This is a genomic window from Thermosynechococcus sp. M98_K2018_005 (assembly GCF_015295825.1).
In the GTDB taxonomy this organism is placed as follows: domain Bacteria; phylum Cyanobacteriota; class Cyanobacteriia; order Thermosynechococcales; family Thermosynechococcaceae; genus Thermosynechococcus.
The window spans coordinates 1-16776 of record NZ_DVEH01000012.1; the positions used below are offsets into that span (position 1 = coordinate 1).

Genomic DNA, 16776 nt, shown 5'->3' on the forward strand with positions numbered 1-16776 from the left:
ACCCATGCCACCGCAACCGGGGATGCCCCCGCGACCGATGCCACCGCAGGTGGGAATGCCCCAACAGGGGGTACCGACCCAACCGATGCCGACACCGGCAGCGCGTATTTCTGGCCCGACGATGGAACAACTGGTGCGGGAGGCCTTTGAGCACGGCTATTCCGATATTCATGTTGGGGTTGGCGAAGCGCCGCGCTTTCGCGATCGCGGGCGCTTAGAAATTACCAACTATCCCGTTACTGATGAGGAAACCTTTAACTACTGGCTGAATGAACTGCTGACCCCCCAACAAATTGAGCAGTTTCGTACCCACCTTGAATACGATGGTGCCTATCAGTACGAGGGGCTGTGCCGGGTGCGGATCAACATCTTTGTCGCCTTAAAAGGCCCCGCCATGGTGCTGCGCTTGATTCCTGTGAAGATTCTGACCCTGGAGCAGTTGAATCTGCCACCTGTCTTCAAGGATCTCTGCCACTACCACAAGGGTCTGATTCTGGTGACAGGGCCAACGGGTTCCGGGAAATCCACCACCCTTGCAGCAATGGTGGACTATATCAATACTGAAATGCCAAAGCACATTATCTCCATTGAAGACCCGATTGAGTTTGTCCACCAAAGTCGCCGTGCCCTGATCCGCCAGCGGGAGGTGGGGATCCATACGCTGAAGTTTGACAATGCTCTGAAGGCGTCGTTGCGGGAAGACCCGGATATTATTCTGATTGGGGAGATGCGCGATCGCGAGACAGTGAATACAGCCCTGAAAGCAGCGCAAACGGGTCACTTGGTCTTTGGGACGTTACACACCAACAGTGCCGTAAAAACGATTGAGCGGATCCTCAACCTCTACAACCCTGATGAACAGGGACCCATGCGGATGCAGGTGGCGGAATCGTTGGTGGCGGTCATTGCCCAAGCCCTTGTGCGCACGACGGATGGTAAGCGGGCGGCGATTCACGAGATCATGATCAACACCGATGCCATTAAAGACTACATTTTGCGGGGTGAAGTGGAGGAAATTGAGGCGATTATTCCCCAGTGTCGCTACGACGGCATGTGCACGATGAACCAGTGCCTCTACGAACTCTATGAGGCGGGGCGCATTGACGAGGAAACCGCCATCGAAAACTCCCCCAAACCCAACGAAATGGCGCAAATTTTACGGGGTCGTGTCTAGGGCAATGATTGGCCTCAAGCCTGTCTTATACAAGGGGTTGGCGCTCTTGACACCGGGGGAGGATGTGGTCTTTTGCCGTGACGCCTCCAAGCAGGGACAGTGGCACCGATCGCTCTGTGAAGCCCTGCAACAGCTCTTGGATTTGGAGGAGCCGCCCCTTTTCCTATCCCCCTGCTACACGGCGGCGGTGGATTACTGGTTTGATGAGGAACAGCAGTGCCTGCGAGTGGCGGCGGAGGTCTATCCCTTGGCATGGCCCCATCGTCCCCTATTGAATGCTCTCTTTGCCCCTGCTCATCAGCCCACATTGCCGTGGCAGTTGGTACAGGATTCGCAGCATCCCTGCGATGTCCAAGCCCTAGAGGCCTATCGCAGCAGCTTTCCTCAACTGTGGGAGCATCACCAACTGATCTATGATTTGCAGGAAGCCACCCCCCTGAGCAGTGTTGCACCACGTCCTTCGGAACCCGATCGCTATGTCTTTCGCCTCTACGTGCGCGGAGAAACCCATGCCGCTGAGGTTGCCCTCAAAAACCTCCATGATTTGCTGAGTCGCTCCCTCAAGGTACCCTATACGCTCAAAGTGGTGGATGTCACCAAGCAACCAGATCTGGCGGAGGAGGATCAAGTCCAAGCCACGCCAACATTGGTGCGGGTCTATCCCCAGCCGGTGCGCCGCCTTGTGGGACACTTGGATAATCGCGATCGCCTGCAACGTTTACTGAGTCTCTAGACCGATGACCGATTCTGCTCAAGACCTTCTCGCTGCTGCTGTTGTGGAGCGAATGGAGGGCACTCGTGATGCCTATGTGCCCTATCTGCGCCAAGTCTTTGCCGATGTGGTGGGAGCGGATGACGCTGTCAGTGAAACCCGGGGTGGCTTAACAGCAGCCCAAGAGCGTTTGGCCAAGATACAGCCTCTACGTTATGGTAAAAGTCGCAACTTTTTGGCGGGGGCGGTGACGGGGCTTTCGGCCTATTTGCGCCACGGGGTGATGAGTTTGGCAGCGGTGCGCGATCGCTTGCGCGAAGTGGTAGCTCATCCCCATCAAGCGGAAGCCTTACTGCAACAACTGGCGTGGCGAGACTATTGGCAGCGCCTCTATGCCCGCTGGGGCGATCGCCTGTGGCAGGACATCGAACCCTATAAAACAGGTTGGCAAGCAGCCGATTACCAAACTGACTTACCCCCTGCACTCATCGCAGCAGAAACGGGGCTGGCCTGTATGGATGCCTTCAGTGGCGACCTACAACGAACGGGCTACTTGCATAACCATGCGCGGCTATGGTTGGCGGCCTATGTGGTGCATTGGTGTCGGGTGCGCTGGCAGGCGGGAGCTGCTTGGTTTTTGCAGCATCTTCTCGATGGCGATCCAGCGAGTAACAACCTCTCGTGGCAGTGGGTGGCCAGTACCTTTAGCCACAAGCCCTACTTTTTTAACCGTCAAAACCTCGAACGCTATAGCGATGGCAGATACTGTCGCCAGTGTGCGATGGGCGATCGCTGTCCCTTTGATGCCACCTACGAGGAATTGGCAGCCCGCCTTTTCCCCCACAAGGAATAGGGTTATGGGGGAGTCGGCTTCACGGTTTTGCGCAGAATCAAACAGTTGCCCGTATTTCCGACGCGCTGATAGTCCAATTCATCCATGATGGTTGCCAAGAGGCGTAGGCCTCGTCCCCCTTCAGCATCGAGGGAAATTTGGCTGGGGAGTGTTGCCAGTTTGGCCATCAAATCAAAGGGATCCCCTTGATCCCAGATGCGCAATTCAATCACAGTGTCTGCAAGGGAGAGATCAATGCGAATGGGGGTATTGCTAGCGCGATCGCGATGGGCATGGCGCACAGCATTGGTAAACCCCTCGGCAAGGGCGAGTTCCAATTTCAGCCACTCTTCGATGGGCAGCGTCGTGGGGCGATATTGATTAAACCAAGTCAAGAGTGCCTCGAGTTGCGTTAGATCACTCGTCAATGTCAGGGAAACCGTCATGGGCTGGGCTGTCCTCAATGGGCTTGAATTAAGCTTGGGTACCAACATCCTCAAAACCCCTGCCAAGGGCTATCTTATCCAGCCAATATGAATCGAAATGGACTGTTCCCCTCTGTCGGCTTTTAAGATAAGGTGCGGGAGTCAATGGAATTGAATGAGACATGGAGCAAGCGAATTAAGGGGGACTGATTACATTATTCATGTCTTGACCTTATTTTCTTGACTTTGAATATAGTGCCCCCCAGCGATCGCCAGTTGGGAGCTTGACAAAGCCCCTGGGGAAAGAACCGCGTGCCGAGGATAATCAACAACCCATAGAGCATCAGACGCCCATCGCGGAAAAAAGTCGCCACTGCGGCTGGCCAATAGGGTTGATCGGCGAGTCCCCGTAGGAGTTCGGGTAAAGCCGTGAAGAGCATACCGCCAGCGATCGCCCCCACAAACGTTCGATTGCCCCCCACCAGCACTGCCGTCAGTGCCAGCACCCCCGTATCAAATGTGCCCTGACGGGGATTCCAAGTATTCAAAAGATGGGCCGCCAAAACCCCCGCCACCCCCGCCAGAATCGCCCCCAAGACAAAGCCCAAAACCTTGTAGCGCGTGGTATCAATGCCAAGGGTCTGCGCCACCAATTCATCGGCACGAATGGCCTGCATTGCCTTGCCCGCACGGGTCTGTTCCAAGCGACCGATGGCGATCGCCACCATCATCAGCAAGGGCAGCGTCAGCCACAAATAGCCCAAGGGTGTACTAAAGGGTTGGGGAATGCCAAAGATGCCGATTGCCCCCCCGGTGACCTCCAGATTGAGTGCCAATATCCGCAGCACCTCAGAGAAAGCGATCGTCGCAATGGCAAAATAAATGCCCCGCAACCGCAGCACGGGCACCCCCAAGCCCCAGCCCACCAGACCACAGACCATAGCCGCCAACACCATTTCCCCCAGCACTAAGGGGACAGGATAGGGGTTCAGTCCTGCAAAAACACGGGTGGAGAGCAGTGCAGCAATATAGCCACCAATGGCATAAAAGGCTGGACTCGCAAGGGAGAGTTGACCACTCATTAGGGGCAAATAGAGCGACAAGGCCAACATCGCCCCCAAGGTCATTGAAACAATTAGGAAGTCGTAGGTGCCAAGCCAACCCGCCATAGCCAATCCTAAGGAGCCACCGTACAGGCCGGCACGCTTCCCTCCACAAGTTGCTGCAACTCGGTAATCATCGCCGCTTCGAGGGTCTTATCCCCCAAGCGAATTGTCAAACGCGACAGCCGCAGTGAAGCCGTAATCCGACCGCTAGGAAGATCTAACCACACCAACTGTTGAAACTGGCGACAGCGACCGCCATAACGTTGGGCAAGAGTGGCGAGTTCCTCACTGGTGGGCGATCGCCCCAGATCGACATCAACCACCCATGTACCGCCACATTCCCGCCGTTTAGAAAGTTGAATTGGCATCCTTTAGAACTGACCTATAGACGTTGGGCATAGAATTCACACCAAGGATCGCCCTTCTTGAATACGATTTTCTAGCATAGCCCCCCTAGGAGCAAGCGATGACTGCGGTAACAGAACTGCCCATTCCCGACTTCTTTGATCCTGCGAAAGTCGCTCAGGTGTGGCGCGTTCCCTACCAAGAACGGGCAGCGCAAGCTCGCCAATGGGCACAGCAGTACCAGATTCCGCCGGCGAGTAACGATCCGCAGCGTACAATTCTCCTGCTCATTGATGTCCAAAACACGTTTTGCCTGCCAGAGTTTGAGCTATTTGTCCACGGCGCGGTTACGGATAATCAACGCCTTTGCCGCTTTATCTATACCCACCTTGCCCACATTAGCGAGATTGTCGTTACCCTCGATACCCACACCGCCAGTCAAATTTTCCATCCCCTCTTTTGGATAGATGCTGCCGGGGAACCGCCGCCACCCCTAACCACGATTACCGTTGACGATGTTGAGCGCAGGCGCTGGCAACCCAATCCCCATCTCCTGACTTCCCTCGGCATGACTGATCAAGAGAGTTTGCGGGCCTATGCCCGGCACTATGTTGCCCAGTTAGCCGCCAAAGGCAAATTTCCGCTGACGATTTGGCCCTACCACTCGATGCTGGGGGGGATTGGTCATGCCCTTGTGTCTGCTGTGGAGGAGGCCTGTTTCTTTCACACCGTGGCGCGCCAGCAGCAAACCCGCATCGAACTCAAGGGCAGCCACCCCCTGACGGAAAATTATTCGGTGCTGCGGCCAGAGGTGAGCCATGACCCCCAAGGGCGTCCTTTGGTGCCGGTGAATCGGGCTTTGATTGAGCATCTGCTGGCGGGCGATCGCCTGATTATTGCCGGTCAAGCCAAAAGTCACTGTGTTGCTTGGACAGTGGCCGACCTGCTCAGTGAAATTCAACAGCGGGATCCCCAACTAGCCCAGCGGGTCTATCTCCTTGAGGATTGTATGTCCCCCGTGGTGGTGCCGGGAGTCGTGGACTTTAGCGAAACTGCCAATGCAACCTTTGCCGAGTTTGCTGCTGCCGGCATGCACCGGATCACCACTAGCAGTGCTCCTTGGAATCTTTAGTTGATCTAAAGACTCACCACTTCCGAAAAGAGACGGTTTAGGATCGGGGCTAGATGCATCTTCACTAGGGAGGGGCAATGACTGACTACGCTGCCCATGAACAGGCCCTTGATCGCGATTGTTTGACCCTATCTCGCCACGTTCTCCAGCAACTCCAAAGCTTTGACGCCGCTGCCCAAGACCTCAGTGCCTTGATGAATCGCATTGCCCTTGCTGGCAAGCTCATTGCCCGCCGTTTGAGTCGAGCGGGTCTGATGGAGGGGGTACTGGGCTTTACGGGAGCTGTGAATATCCAAGGCGAAGATGTCAAAAAAATGGATGTCTATGCCAATGAAGTCTTTATTGCTGCCTTCAAGCAGAGTGGCTTAGTGTGTCGCCTCGCCTCCGAGGAAATGGAGAAGCCCTACTACATTCCAGAAAATTGCCCCATTGGCCGTTACACCCTCCTCTACGACCCCCTCGATGGTTCCTCCAATGTGGACATTAACCTCAATGTGGGCTCCATTTTTGCGATTCGCCAGCAGGAGGGCACTGATCTAGACGGCACCGCTGCTGATCTCCTGCAAGATGGCCACAAGCAAATTGCCGCTGGCTACATTCTCTATGGCCCTAGTACGATGCTGGTTTATTCCATGGGCAAAGGTACCCATGTCTTTGTCCTTGACCCCAGCCTTGGCGAGTTTATTCTGGCGATCGAGAACCTGCAAATTCCCGCTAGTGGCCCCATCTACAGTGTCAACGAAGGCAACTTCTGGGCATGGGAAGAACCGATTCGCAACTACGTCCGCCATGTCCATCGCCAACCCGGCTACAGTGCCCGCTACAGTGGTGCCCTTGTCGGCGATATTCACCGCATTCTCATGCAGGGGGGGGTCTTTCTCTATCCGGGAACCCAAAAAAATCCAGCGGGTAAGTTGCGTCTGCTCTACGAAGCGGCACCGATCGCCTTCCTCGTGGAACAAGCCGGTGGCAAAGCCAGTACGGGAACCCAACCCCTGCTCGATGTCGTGCCTGATCATCTGCACATGCGCACACCGCTCATTATTGGCAGCCCTGAGAACGTTGCCCTTGTGGAATCCTTTATTCAGCCCACTCCTGCCAACGCAACCGTGACACAGGTGTAACCCATGGTAACCCTATTTGAAAATCCCCTGCGGGTCGGACTACGCCAAGAGCGCACCCCCGAACCACTGATTCTGGTGATCTTTGGTGCCAGTGGAGATCTCACCCAGCGCAAGCTCATTCCCTCCATTTATCAACTGAAACTGGAACGCCGTCTGCCGCCGGAACTCACCATTGTTGGTGTGGCGCGCCGCGACTGGAGTGATGACTATTTTCGCGAGCATCTGCGCCAAGGGGTCGAGGAATTTGGCGGCGGCATTCAGGCAGAACCCCTGTGGCAGGAATTTGCCGAAGGTCTGTTTTATTGCTCTGGCAATATGGATGATCCCGCCGCCTACACCAAGCTGAAAACACTGCTGGCCGAACTAGATCAAAAACGCCAAACTCGCGGCAATCGCGTCTTTTATCTTGCGGTCTCACCGAACTTTTTCGTTGAAGCGATTCAACAACTAGGGGCAGCCGGTCTATTGAGTGATCCCCAAAAGCATCGCCTCGTAATTGAAAAACCCTTTGGCCGCGATCTCACCTCTGCCCAAGCCCTTAATGAGGTGGTACAGTCGGTGTGCAAAGAGGAGCAGGTTTACCGTATTGACCACTACCTTGGCAAAGAGACGGTTCAAAACCTAATGGTCTTTCGCTTTGCCAATGCCATTTTTGAACCCCTCTGGAACCGCCAGTACGTGGATCATGTGCAGATTACCGTTGCCGAAACCGTGGGGGTTGAAGACCGCGCGGGCTACTATGAAACTGCGGGTGCCCTGCGGGACATGGTGCAAAACCACATCCTTCAGTTATTGGCCTTGACCGCCATGGAACCCCCCAATGCCCTCGATGCCGATAGTCTGCGCAGCGAAAAGGTGAAGGTGCTCCAAGCCACCCGTTTAGCGGATCTGGATAATCTCGATGCCTGTGCTGTGCGCGGCCAATACCGAGCCGGCTGGATGAAGGGCAAACCTGTTGTCGGCTACCGCGAAGAGCCGGGGGTGAGTCCCACCTCCACCACTCCCACCTATGTGGCACTCAAATTAGTGATTGATAACTGGCGCTGGCAGGGGGTGCCCTTTTACTTGCGCACGGGTAAACGCTTGGCGAAAAAAATTACGGAAATCTCGATTCAGTTTCGCGATGTGCCCCTGCTGATTTTCCAGTCGGCCGCCCGCCAAACCAGCCCCAATATTCTCACAATGCGTATCCAGCCGAATGAGGGGATTGCCCTGCGCTTTGAGGCAAAGATGCCCGGTGCGGATCTGCGCACGCGCACGGTGGAAATGGACTTTAGCTACGGCTCCTCCTTTGGGATGGCAACGGCGGATGCCTATGCGCGGCTTTTGCTGGACTGCATGCTCGGGGATCAAACCCTGTTTACACGAGCCGATGAGGTGGAAGCTGCTTGGCGGGTGGTGATGCCGGTGCTCAGTGCTTGGGATGCCCCTACGGATCCAGACACAATTCCCACCTATGAAGCGGGGACATGGGATCCCGATGCCGCAGAAGCGATGATTAATGCCGATGGTCGGCGGTGGCGGCGACTGTGATCTTTGCCCATCATAGAAAGAGGTGGGAATAAAGGCCGAACTTCATTCACAGACAGGTACCTAGGTATGGCAACTGAATCAACTCCCCTCGTAGCGCTCCAAGATCCCGTGGATGTCTCGTTGGATGATATTGAGCAAAGTTTGCAGCAAATTTGGCTCAGCCATGGCGGGGATGGTACGGCTCCAGCAGCAGTGCGGGCAACCACCTTTACCCTAGTTGTCTATGAGGCGGATGATACCCAACAATTGCTAGCGGCCTTGGGCTACTACACAGGCCCCATTGATGGCATTCTTGGCCCGCGGATGCAGTCGGCGATTCGTGCTGCTGAAAAGAATCACAACTTGCCCTTGACGGGTCGAGTCACGCCCCAACTGCGGCAGGCTTTGCAGGCAGAATATGCTCAGGGAACCCCTCGGAGCGATCGCTATGCGGTAGATATGCGCGGTAGTGGCATTGCTGATGCGATCGCCAGTCAAAATCCCTGTCGGGTGATTGCCCTGTGTCCTACCCTTGGCGAAGATATGGGAATTACTGCTCAGGTGGCGGCCTACTGTCCGATCAACAAAAAGATGCGCAGTTCTCTCGTTTGCTGTGAATACATTACCCTCAAGGGCACCCATAGCGCCTTCCAGCGGGTCGAACCCCTGTTGCAGTCTTTAATCATTCGTGAGCTACCCTGCTTTTTGTGGTGGAAGGGGGACTTGTTCAATAACTTTGAGTTGTTTCAAACCCTTGCGCCTCAATTTAGCCGGGTGATTGTCGATTCCAGTGAATTTCTCGATCCGCTGCGAGGTCTGCGGGCGATTGCTCCTTTGCTGGAACAACATCTCCCCTTCGTAGATTTGAACTGGCGCCGTCTGGGGGCATGGCAAGAACTGGCCGCCGAAGCTTTTGATCCCCCAGAACGCCGCTTGGCCATCAAGGATATTGACCAGGTAGTCATTGACTACGAAAAGGGCAACCCCGCCCAAGCTTTAATGTACCTTGGCTGGTTAGCCTCCCGGCTTCAGTGGCAGCCGCGCCAGATCCACCACGAGTGCGGTGACTATGATGTCTATCACGTAGAACTGGTGGCTCCCGATCAACGGTTGATCAAAGCAGAGTTGGCAGGGATTCCAACGGGTGATGCTGGCCTCGTGCTGGGGGATTTAATTGACCTCAAACTCACCTCCTCCAATCTCCAAACCGATTGCTGTACCATCATTTGCTCAGAAACCCGTGGCTGTATGCGCATGGAGGCCGGGGGCAGTGCTCAAATGTGCCGTACCTACCACGTGTCTCCCCTGAGTGATCTCACGGCTGAGGTGCTCTTGAGTCAAGAACTTCAGCGCTGGGGACAGGACTTCCTCTATAGTGAAAGTTTTGCCGTTGTCTCTCAGATGCTGGCATTGATGCCCTAGCATTAGATCCCATGACCGAAGATTTTCGCCTTGTCATTGACCTCAGTGTGGTACTGGGGGCAGCGGCAGTGGGGGGTGTGTTGGCGGCTTTGCTGCGACAACCGATCCTGCTGGGCTACCTTTTAGCGGGTATGTTGGTGGGGCCAACGGGCTTGGGACTTCTCAAGGAAGTGCCTCAAGTGGAAGGTTTGGCACAACTGGGGGTGGCCTTTTTGCTCTTTGCCCTAGGGGTGAGCTTCTCTCTCGGTGAAATTCGGAAAGTCCAAGGGGTTAGCTTGGGGGGCAGTGCCCTGCAAATTCTCCTGACTATTGCAGTTACAACGCTCATTTCCGTTGGGGTTGGCTGGGTGAGTTCCCCCAATCAGGGGATTTTCCTCGGTGCTGTCCTCTCCCTCTCTTCAACGGCAGTGGTGCTACGCAGCCTCATGGATCGCAATGAGCTGGAGTCGATCCAAGGGCAAATTATGCTGGGCATCTTGGTGGTGCAGGATCTGGCGGTGGGCTTGATGATTGCCGTCTTACCTGCCCTGAACAAACCTCCAGAGGAGTTGGGACTCGCCCTCGGCCAAGCAGTCCTGACCATTGCTTTAATTGCCGTGGGGGCGATCGCCGCTGGGATGTGGTTGCTGCCCCCTCTGCTACGGCTACTGGCCAAAACAGAAAGTCGTGAGCTTTTCCTTTTAGGTGTCGTTGCCCTTTGTTTGGGAATTGCCCTGCTGACCCAGTATTTGGGGCTCTCGATTGAGATTGGTGCCTTTATTGCGGGTCTGATGATCTCCGAGGTGGAGTATGCCGATCAAACCCTCGATTATGTGGAATCGATCCGCGATGTCTTTACAACGCTCTTCTTCGCTTCCATTGGTATGCTCATTGATCCTGTGTTTCTCTGGCAGCACTTGGATCGCATTATTGAACTGGTAAGCCTAGTGATTCTAGGTAAATTCCTAATCACCACGCCCATTGTCAAGCTCTTTGGCTATTCCTGGAAAACGTCGTTACTGGCGGGGATTGGGCTGGCTCAGATTGGGGAATTTTCCTTTGTGCTGCTGACGGCAGGGCGGGGCTTGGGGTTGGTGTCCCAACAAGTTTATCTGCTCACCCTCGGCACGACAGCAGTGACGTTGCTGGTGACACCCTTTTTGTTAAGGCTGGTGCCCGTGCTCTTGGAACTACCTCTACTGCGCCGCATCCTCAAGGAAGATGAAATCCTCGACATGGATTTAACAGGGTTGCCGCAGCGGAACCATGTGATTGTCTGTGGCTATGGTCGCGTCGGCAAGAGTGTGGTGAAACTCCTCCAAAAACAAAATTATCCCGTGTTGGTGATTGAGCAAAGTGAAACGGTGATTAACGAAGTGCGCGATGCCCAACTGCCCTACATTTACGGCAACGCTGCCAGTACCACCATTCTGGCCAAAGCAGGCGTCGATCAAGCCCTTGGTATGGCGATCGCCCTCTCGGATAGTATGAGTACCCGCCTCTGTCTCAAGCGTGCCCTAGAGTTTGCCCCGGAACTAGATGTCATTGTGCGCGCCAATAGCGATCGCGACATTGAGTTGCTTTATCAACTAGGGGCACGGGAGGTGGTGCAACCCGAGTTTGAAGCCAGTCTGGAGTTGGCCGCTCATCTATTCTTTACGCTAGGTATGGGTGAGCGTCACATTCAGCAGCAGGTACAACAGGTGCGCGACAGCCACTACGCCAATTTGCGCGGCGATACTCCCCCTGAGGGAACCGCCCGTCTCCTGCGGCAAGCGGCTCAGGATATGAATAGTCGCTGGGTGACCGTCCCTGAGGACTCCCCCATTCGGAGCATGAGTCTTGGGGAAATTCAACTGCGACAGTTGACGGGGGTGACTCTATTGGCGATTGTCCGTGCCGATGGTACCGAGGTGGATTATCCCAGTGGGGAAGCCTGTCTTGAGGGGGGCGATCGCCTCTTGATTGTTGGTCAGCCAGCAGAGTTTGAGGCTTGTGAAGCCCTGATCAATGGCCGTGTCAGTGTGCCCCAAGGGGAAACCTGGTTTCTGTGGATCATGTTGCCCGACGCGATTGGCGAACAACATCGCACCATTGCCGATCTGCATCTGCCTGAGACCGTCACCATCCGTGCCCTGCGGCGAGAGGGAACGCTCCTATTAGAACCCAAGGAGGACTGTTCCTTAATGGTGGGCGATCGCCTCCTCCTCACTGGCCCTATGGCTGCTCTACAGCGCATTGGCGATCAACTGCAAGCGAGATCCACTCCACTGCCACCGTGAGCACGCAGTAGCCAACGCAACTGATAAACATATCGCGCGGTCGTTGCCACTTCTTGGGCAAATTGTTCGCTTTCCAGAACCCCCAAAGCAATGCCAATCACGGGGATCAACTCGCCACTCAATTCTTCGCTTAACGTCACTAATGAGGGAGCAGTGATTAGGACTGCCACGGCAGCTTTGGTCAAGGCCGCACCGGTACCCCTAGCTTGCAGGCGATCGCACACCTCTAGGGGTTGATCCTTGAGATCCTGCCAGTGGTCGACTGGAATCCAAGTGTTCCCCAATCGCTGTTTCAGGTGTTGCCAAGCCTGATCACTATTAGCCAGTAGGCGATCGCCCGCCTTGCACAGAATGGCTAGGGGTTCAGGGGACAACATCCGACTGACCTTCCGCTCGACTGTGGCATTGACCGATTGCACCCTCTGTTGCAGAGGGGTCGTTTCCTCCCGCAGCCAAGCACTAATTTTTTTAATTTGTTGCCCCTCGTAATCCGTAAGAGCAATATTGCGGGTCATCGTGGCCACACCCGGGGATAACAAGCCGTAAGATGAGAATCTTGCCCCTGCCGCAGCAATTGCCAAGCCGCCACAAACCAGCGCCGTAATTCCCCCATGGAGTGACCGCGATAGCGACAAACCACCCCACGAATCAGGGCACTGACACCCATCTCCCCCTGAATCTGCATTGCTAAATCCCGCAGCCGCTGTATCTGTTCGCTGCTCACTTCCCTACCTACCCAAGCCAATGTCCCCATGAGGGGAGACCCCTGCAAGGCATTCATTGCCGTCAGCATCCTTGTTGTACCCTCAATCCGTTGGCGATCGATCCACAGGGGCACCCCCCCCTGCCACACCTCCGTATGGGAACGCCAATAGCCACAACTAAAGGCTTCACCGCGAGCCGTGCGGCCAAAGCGGGTCATCTCCCAAAGACCCACCTGTGCTTGAGGGTCAAGGTCAATGCGCAGGCATTGATGAAATTGGGCACCCTCAAAGACAATTGTTTCTTGCGGTAGCCATTCTAAAACAGCGTCATCGGCAACATGGCAGTGGATTGTTTGTTCTACAGGGATTTGGGCACGACCATAGACCTTGGCGGCAGCAGCCGTTGTCAACAGGGCACGACACTGGGGTTGAAGGGTAATCTTTTGGTGCAGGCGATCGCCCCCCACATAGCCCCCCGCCGTATGCAGGATCACACTGTGGCAGATCCGCCTTCCCTCGGGATAAAACGACCGTTGCAGCTTTAGGGGTGCCGAGGCATAGGCCCGCACTGGAATCGTTTGTCCTTGCCGCCCAGCATAGGCCAGCTCCAATTCGCCCAACCAGCCGGCCACTTTGTCTTAGCCCCCTACCGCCGTTAGGGATTGCCGCTGCTGTTGCACCTGGAGATAGACCAAAAGGGCATTAATATCTGCCGGATTTACCCCACCAATACGGCTAGCTTGACCAATGGTGAGGGGGCGGATAGCACTCAGTTTTTCCCGTGCCTCCATTGAAAGGGTGGGGATGGCAAAGTAATCCAAATCCGCAGGGAGCGGACGCTGTTCTTGGCGAGCAATCTGCTCAATTTCCCGTTGCTGCCGTTCAATGTAGCCTGCGTACTTAATGGCAATTTCAACCGCCTCTTTCTCTTGGGGGCTCAAGTCCGGATTCCCAAGGCCATGGCGATCCAATAGCTCGTAGTGCACCCCCGATCGCCGCAGCAACTCATCAAGGGCAATGGCACTCTTAATTGCTTGCCCCGTTGCGGCCACAATCGCTTCGCCCACGGGTTCATGGGCTTTAATGCGCGTTGTTTGCAGGCGTTGGGTCTCAGCCGCAAGGCGCTGTTGCTTTGCTTGAAACACCTGCCACTGGGCTTCACTCACCAAGCCAATCTCATACCCCAAGGGGGTAAGCCGCTGGTCAGCATTGTCTGATCGCAAGACCAACCGATATTCCGAGCGGCTGGTGAGCATGCGGTAGGGTTCCCGCAGTTCCTTGGTGCACAAATCATCAATGAGGGTGCCGATGTAGCTCTGTTGCCGCGGGAAGGTGATCATTGGTTTCCCCTGAACAAAGCGAGCGGCATTGATTCCGGCCACAATCCCTTGGGCCGCTGCTTCCTCATAGCCGGTGGTGCCATTGATTTGCCCGGCACAAAACAGCCCCTGAATCTTTTTCGTCATCAAGGTGGGAAAGCACTGGGTTGCCGGCAAGTAGTCGTATTCCACTGCATAGGCCGGACGCAGCATGATGCAGTTTTCTAGCCCCGGCAGCGTGCGCAACAGTTGCAGTTGCAGCGGTTCCGGTAACCCCGTGGAAAAGCCTTGGATATAGAGTTCTGGTGTATCACGACCTTCGGGTTCAATGAAAATTTGATGGCTTTCTTTATCAGCAAAGCGAACAATTTTATCCTCAATGCTGGGGCAGTAGCGGGGGCCTTTGGCATCCACCCAACCGCCATAGACGGGTGTCAGGTGCAAATTCTCGCGAATGAGTTGGTGGGTGGCAGCGGTGGTGCGGGTCAAGTAGCAGTTCATTTGGGGCCTTTCCACCCATGCTGTGGGGTCAAAGCTAAACCAGCGTACCTGCTCATCCGGGGGTTGCGGTTCCATCTTGCTGTAGTCCACCGATCGCCGATCCACCCGTGCGGGCGTTCCCGTTTTCAGGCGATCCACCTCAAAGCCGAGCCGCGCTAAGGTTTGGGAGAGTCCCTCGGCGGCAAATTCGCCAGCACGACCAGCGGCCATGGATTTATTCCCTACCCAGATACGGCCACCGAGGAAGGTTCCCGTTGTCAGGATCACCGCTTGACAGCGAAAGGCGACGCCAAAGTAGGTTTCAACCCCAATCACCGCCTCATTGGCATCAAGGACTAAATCGGTGACCATGCCCTCGCGCACGAGCAAGTTGGGCTGATTTTCCACCACCTGCTTCATCACTGCGCTGTATTCGCGCTTATCCGTTTGCGCCCGCAACGCCCAGATCGCTGGCCCCCGTGAGGCATTCAGGAGCCGCTTTTGCAGATAGGTGCGATCAGTCACACGCCCAATTTCGCCCCCGAGGGCATCCACTTCATGCACCAGTTGCGATTTTGCCGGGCCACCCACCGCAGGATTACAGGGCTGCCAAGCAATTTTATCGAGGTTGAGGGTCAGCAAGAGGGTACGACAGCCCAACCGTGCCGTTGCCAAGGCCGCTTCACAGCCGGCGTGACCGGCACCGACAACAATGACATCAAATTCATCCTGAAACGCAGGCAGCGTTGACATGGCGATTGCACCCTAGGCTAGCGATGATTTAGAAGAACGTGGCGCTACTGGAGAACCCCGATAAGAGTTGGACAATAAATTGCAAGAGGAAGAAGGCAATCATCGGCGAAAAGTCAAGGCCACCGATGGGGGGAATCAGACCACGAAAGATATTCAGGTAGGGATCCGTTAACTGACTGAGAATCGAAAAGGGCGGATTGTACCAGTTGATATTGGGAAACCACGACAGCAGTACGCGAATCAGCAGCACAATTAAGTAAATCTGCAAAAAGTTCGCAATCCCCATCAACAGAATGGGCAATACAGGTGCCTCGGTCATTGGTCTTCCCCTTGCAAATTCAAGTGCATCCCTTATTGTACCAATGCTGGCAAGAAGCTAGCCCCAACGGTCATTCTCCCTCGCTAGACTAGGAAATAGAAGTTTCTGCATTCATTCCCAAACGTTATCCCTCTGCACCTGCATGGGGGAGCGATCACCAAAGAATAAAAGAATAGAGGCCTGTCCAACAGCGGCTTTGACTGTTTTGGGCGGGTTCCATCCTTAGGAAAAGGGCTGTATTCTGGATTGCGGCGTTTTCATTGAGATTCAACTGAGGTTCAGGGGTTCAATATGTTACAGATGTCGGCCACGGGTCATGCACTGGTGGGCACCTATGCCCTGATTGGATTTACCATCTCTGGCCTATCATTTTTACGGACTTGGGTACAGCGGCAGTACAAGTGTTCTGTGCAACTTATGAAGGAAGAGTGCGATCGCCTGCACCGGATTGTTAGTGAGCAGGCCCAGCGGATTGAAGGGCTAAAGGAACTGGTGACCCGTAACGAACAGGAGCGCGATCGCCAGCGCCAAGAAATTGAGCAATTGCGCTCAGAGGTGGAGCGGCTGCAAAACCGCTGTCAAGAGCTAGAAGACCAACACCAAGAACTGCAAACTCAAGTCAATGACTATCGCCAGCAGGTGGCGGAATTGACGAATGCCCTCAACAATAGCCAAGCGGAAAACGAAGCCTTACGGGACAATTGCGATCGCTATCGCCAAGAACTAGAAACCGCCTACCAGCGCAGTAGCAGCCTTGAAGAGGAATACGCCAGTCAAACGGCGACATTGACCGCTTCTTTAAACACGATTGAAGCCACCTGTCGCGAAAAAGAGGCAGAACTAGCAGCTTGTTATGCCACAGTTAGCGATCGCGATCGTGAAATTGACGAGCTACACCATGAGATTGCAGATCTCAACCAAGAAGTCAAGCAGCTTCAGCAAACCGTTGAACACCTACAAGCGCAAAAACAAGGAGCAAATATCTACGCCCAATGGCTGACATGGTTCAGCAGCACCGTGGCGATCGCAGCGCTAGTGCTCAACCTTGGGCCTTGGAGTCCCCTCTGGACAGCCATCTATTCTCACCTGCCAATGTTTTCCTAGCGATTAATGTCTTTCATTCAACTCCGAGGGGGCTGCTTGCCCCTTTTTTTAT

Annotated in this window: 16 protein-coding genes; 9 read left to right on the forward strand and 7 right to left on the reverse strand. The window is 54.9% G+C overall.

All coding sequences use genetic code 11. The annotated features are described in order from the left end of the window. Positions 1-4 precede the first annotated feature (4 nt). Genes IGQ15_RS01640 through IGQ15_RS01650 form a run of 3 tightly spaced genes read left to right on the forward strand, consistent with a single transcriptional unit; the run spans position 5 to position 2739 of the window. Entirely contained in the window at positions 5-1174 is a 1170-nt protein-coding gene (locus tag IGQ15_RS01640) for a type IV pilus twitching motility protein PilT (protein WP_297048052.1), read from the forward strand. Between the two features lie 4 nt (positions 1175-1178). Further along, positions 1179-1907 (forward strand): circadian clock KaiB family protein, encoded by a 729-nt coding sequence (locus IGQ15_RS01645; RefSeq protein WP_297048022.1) that lies wholly within the window; start codon positions 1179-1181, stop codon positions 1905-1907. A 4-nt stretch (positions 1908-1911) separates the two neighbouring features. After that, positions 1912-2739: an FAD-binding domain-containing protein gene (locus tag IGQ15_RS01650; protein WP_297048024.1), complete on the forward strand. Its 828-nt coding sequence runs from the start codon at positions 1912-1914 to the stop codon at positions 2737-2739. Positions 2740-2741: 2 nt separating this feature from the next. Here the strand turns inward: IGQ15_RS01650 and IGQ15_RS01655 are convergent, their stop codons facing one another. From IGQ15_RS01655 to IGQ15_RS01665, 3 genes are all read right to left on the reverse strand, one after another. Then, complete coding sequence (locus IGQ15_RS01655; protein WP_297048026.1) at positions 2742-3164, reverse strand: ATP-binding protein; 423 nt, start codon at positions 3162-3164, stop codon at positions 2742-2744. Positions 3165-3358: 194 nt separating this feature from the next. Beyond that, complete coding sequence (locus tag IGQ15_RS01660; RefSeq protein WP_297048028.1) at positions 3359-4312, reverse strand: branched-chain amino acid ABC transporter permease; 954 nt, start codon at positions 4310-4312, stop codon at positions 3359-3361. Between the two features lie 8 nt (positions 4313-4320). Further along, a complete protein-coding gene (locus IGQ15_RS01665; RefSeq protein WP_297048029.1) occupies positions 4321-4617 on the reverse strand; it encodes a hypothetical protein in 297 nt (98 codons plus the stop codon). Positions 4618-4715: 98 nt separating this feature from the next. Here IGQ15_RS01665 and IGQ15_RS01670 point away from each other — a divergent pair, with 98 nt between their 5' ends. The 5 genes from IGQ15_RS01670 to IGQ15_RS01690 all read left to right on the forward strand — a co-directional run bounded on the left by IGQ15_RS01670 (position 4716) and on the right by IGQ15_RS01690 (position 12045). After that, positions 4716-5726, forward strand: a complete 1011-nt coding sequence (locus IGQ15_RS01670; protein ID WP_297048031.1) for an isochorismatase — start codon at positions 4716-4718, stop codon at positions 5724-5726. Between the two features lie 77 nt (positions 5727-5803). Continuing rightward, a complete protein-coding gene (gene fbp / locus IGQ15_RS01675; protein WP_297048033.1) occupies positions 5804-6850 on the forward strand; it encodes a class 1 fructose-bisphosphatase in 1047 nt (348 codons plus the stop codon). Between the two features lie 3 nt (positions 6851-6853). Continuing rightward, on the forward strand, positions 6854-8383 hold the full coding sequence (gene zwf / locus IGQ15_RS01680; RefSeq protein ID WP_297048035.1) for a glucose-6-phosphate dehydrogenase: 1530 nt from the start codon (positions 6854-6856) through the stop codon (positions 8381-8383). 66 nt (positions 8384-8449) lie between these two features. Next, positions 8450-9784 (forward strand): glucose-6-phosphate dehydrogenase assembly protein OpcA, encoded by a 1335-nt coding sequence (gene opcA, locus IGQ15_RS01685; protein ID WP_297048037.1) that lies wholly within the window; start codon positions 8450-8452, stop codon positions 9782-9784. 11 nt (positions 9785-9795) lie between these two features. Continuing rightward, entirely contained in the window at positions 9796-12045 is a 2250-nt protein-coding gene (locus IGQ15_RS01690; protein ID WP_297048039.1) for a cation:proton antiporter, read from the forward strand. Here the strand turns inward: IGQ15_RS01690 and IGQ15_RS01695 are convergent. From IGQ15_RS01695 to IGQ15_RS01710, 4 genes are read right to left on the reverse strand one after another with little or no spacing between them, the layout of a single operon-like run. Next, entirely contained in the window at positions 12009-12560 is a 552-nt protein-coding gene (locus IGQ15_RS01695; RefSeq protein WP_297048042.1) for an EcsC family protein, read from the reverse strand. The two genes, IGQ15_RS01690 and IGQ15_RS01695, sit on opposite strands and share 37 nt — an antisense overlap. Next, complete coding sequence (locus tag IGQ15_RS01700) at positions 12557-13381, reverse strand: urease accessory protein UreD (protein WP_297048045.1); 825 nt, start codon at positions 13379-13381, stop codon at positions 12557-12559. Before IGQ15_RS01700 ends, IGQ15_RS01695 begins: the two co-directional genes overlap by 4 nt. Positions 13382-13387: 6 nt before the next feature. Continuing rightward, positions 13388-15301, reverse strand: a complete 1914-nt coding sequence (mnmG, locus tag IGQ15_RS01705) for a tRNA uridine-5-carboxymethylaminomethyl(34) synthesis enzyme MnmG (protein WP_297048046.1) — start codon at positions 15299-15301, stop codon at positions 13388-13390. Between the two features lie 28 nt (positions 15302-15329). Continuing rightward, positions 15330-15620: a YggT family protein gene (locus IGQ15_RS01710; RefSeq protein ID WP_297048048.1), complete on the reverse strand. Its 291-nt coding sequence runs from the start codon at positions 15618-15620 to the stop codon at positions 15330-15332. A 291-nt stretch (positions 15621-15911) separates the two neighbouring features. Between IGQ15_RS01710 and IGQ15_RS01715 the strand changes: the two genes are divergently transcribed. Next, positions 15912-16724 carry a hypothetical protein gene (locus IGQ15_RS01715; protein ID WP_297048050.1) on the forward strand — a complete coding sequence of 271 codons (813 nt, stop codon included), beginning with the start codon at positions 15912-15914 and terminating at the stop codon, positions 16722-16724. Positions 16725-16776 lie beyond the last annotated feature (52 nt).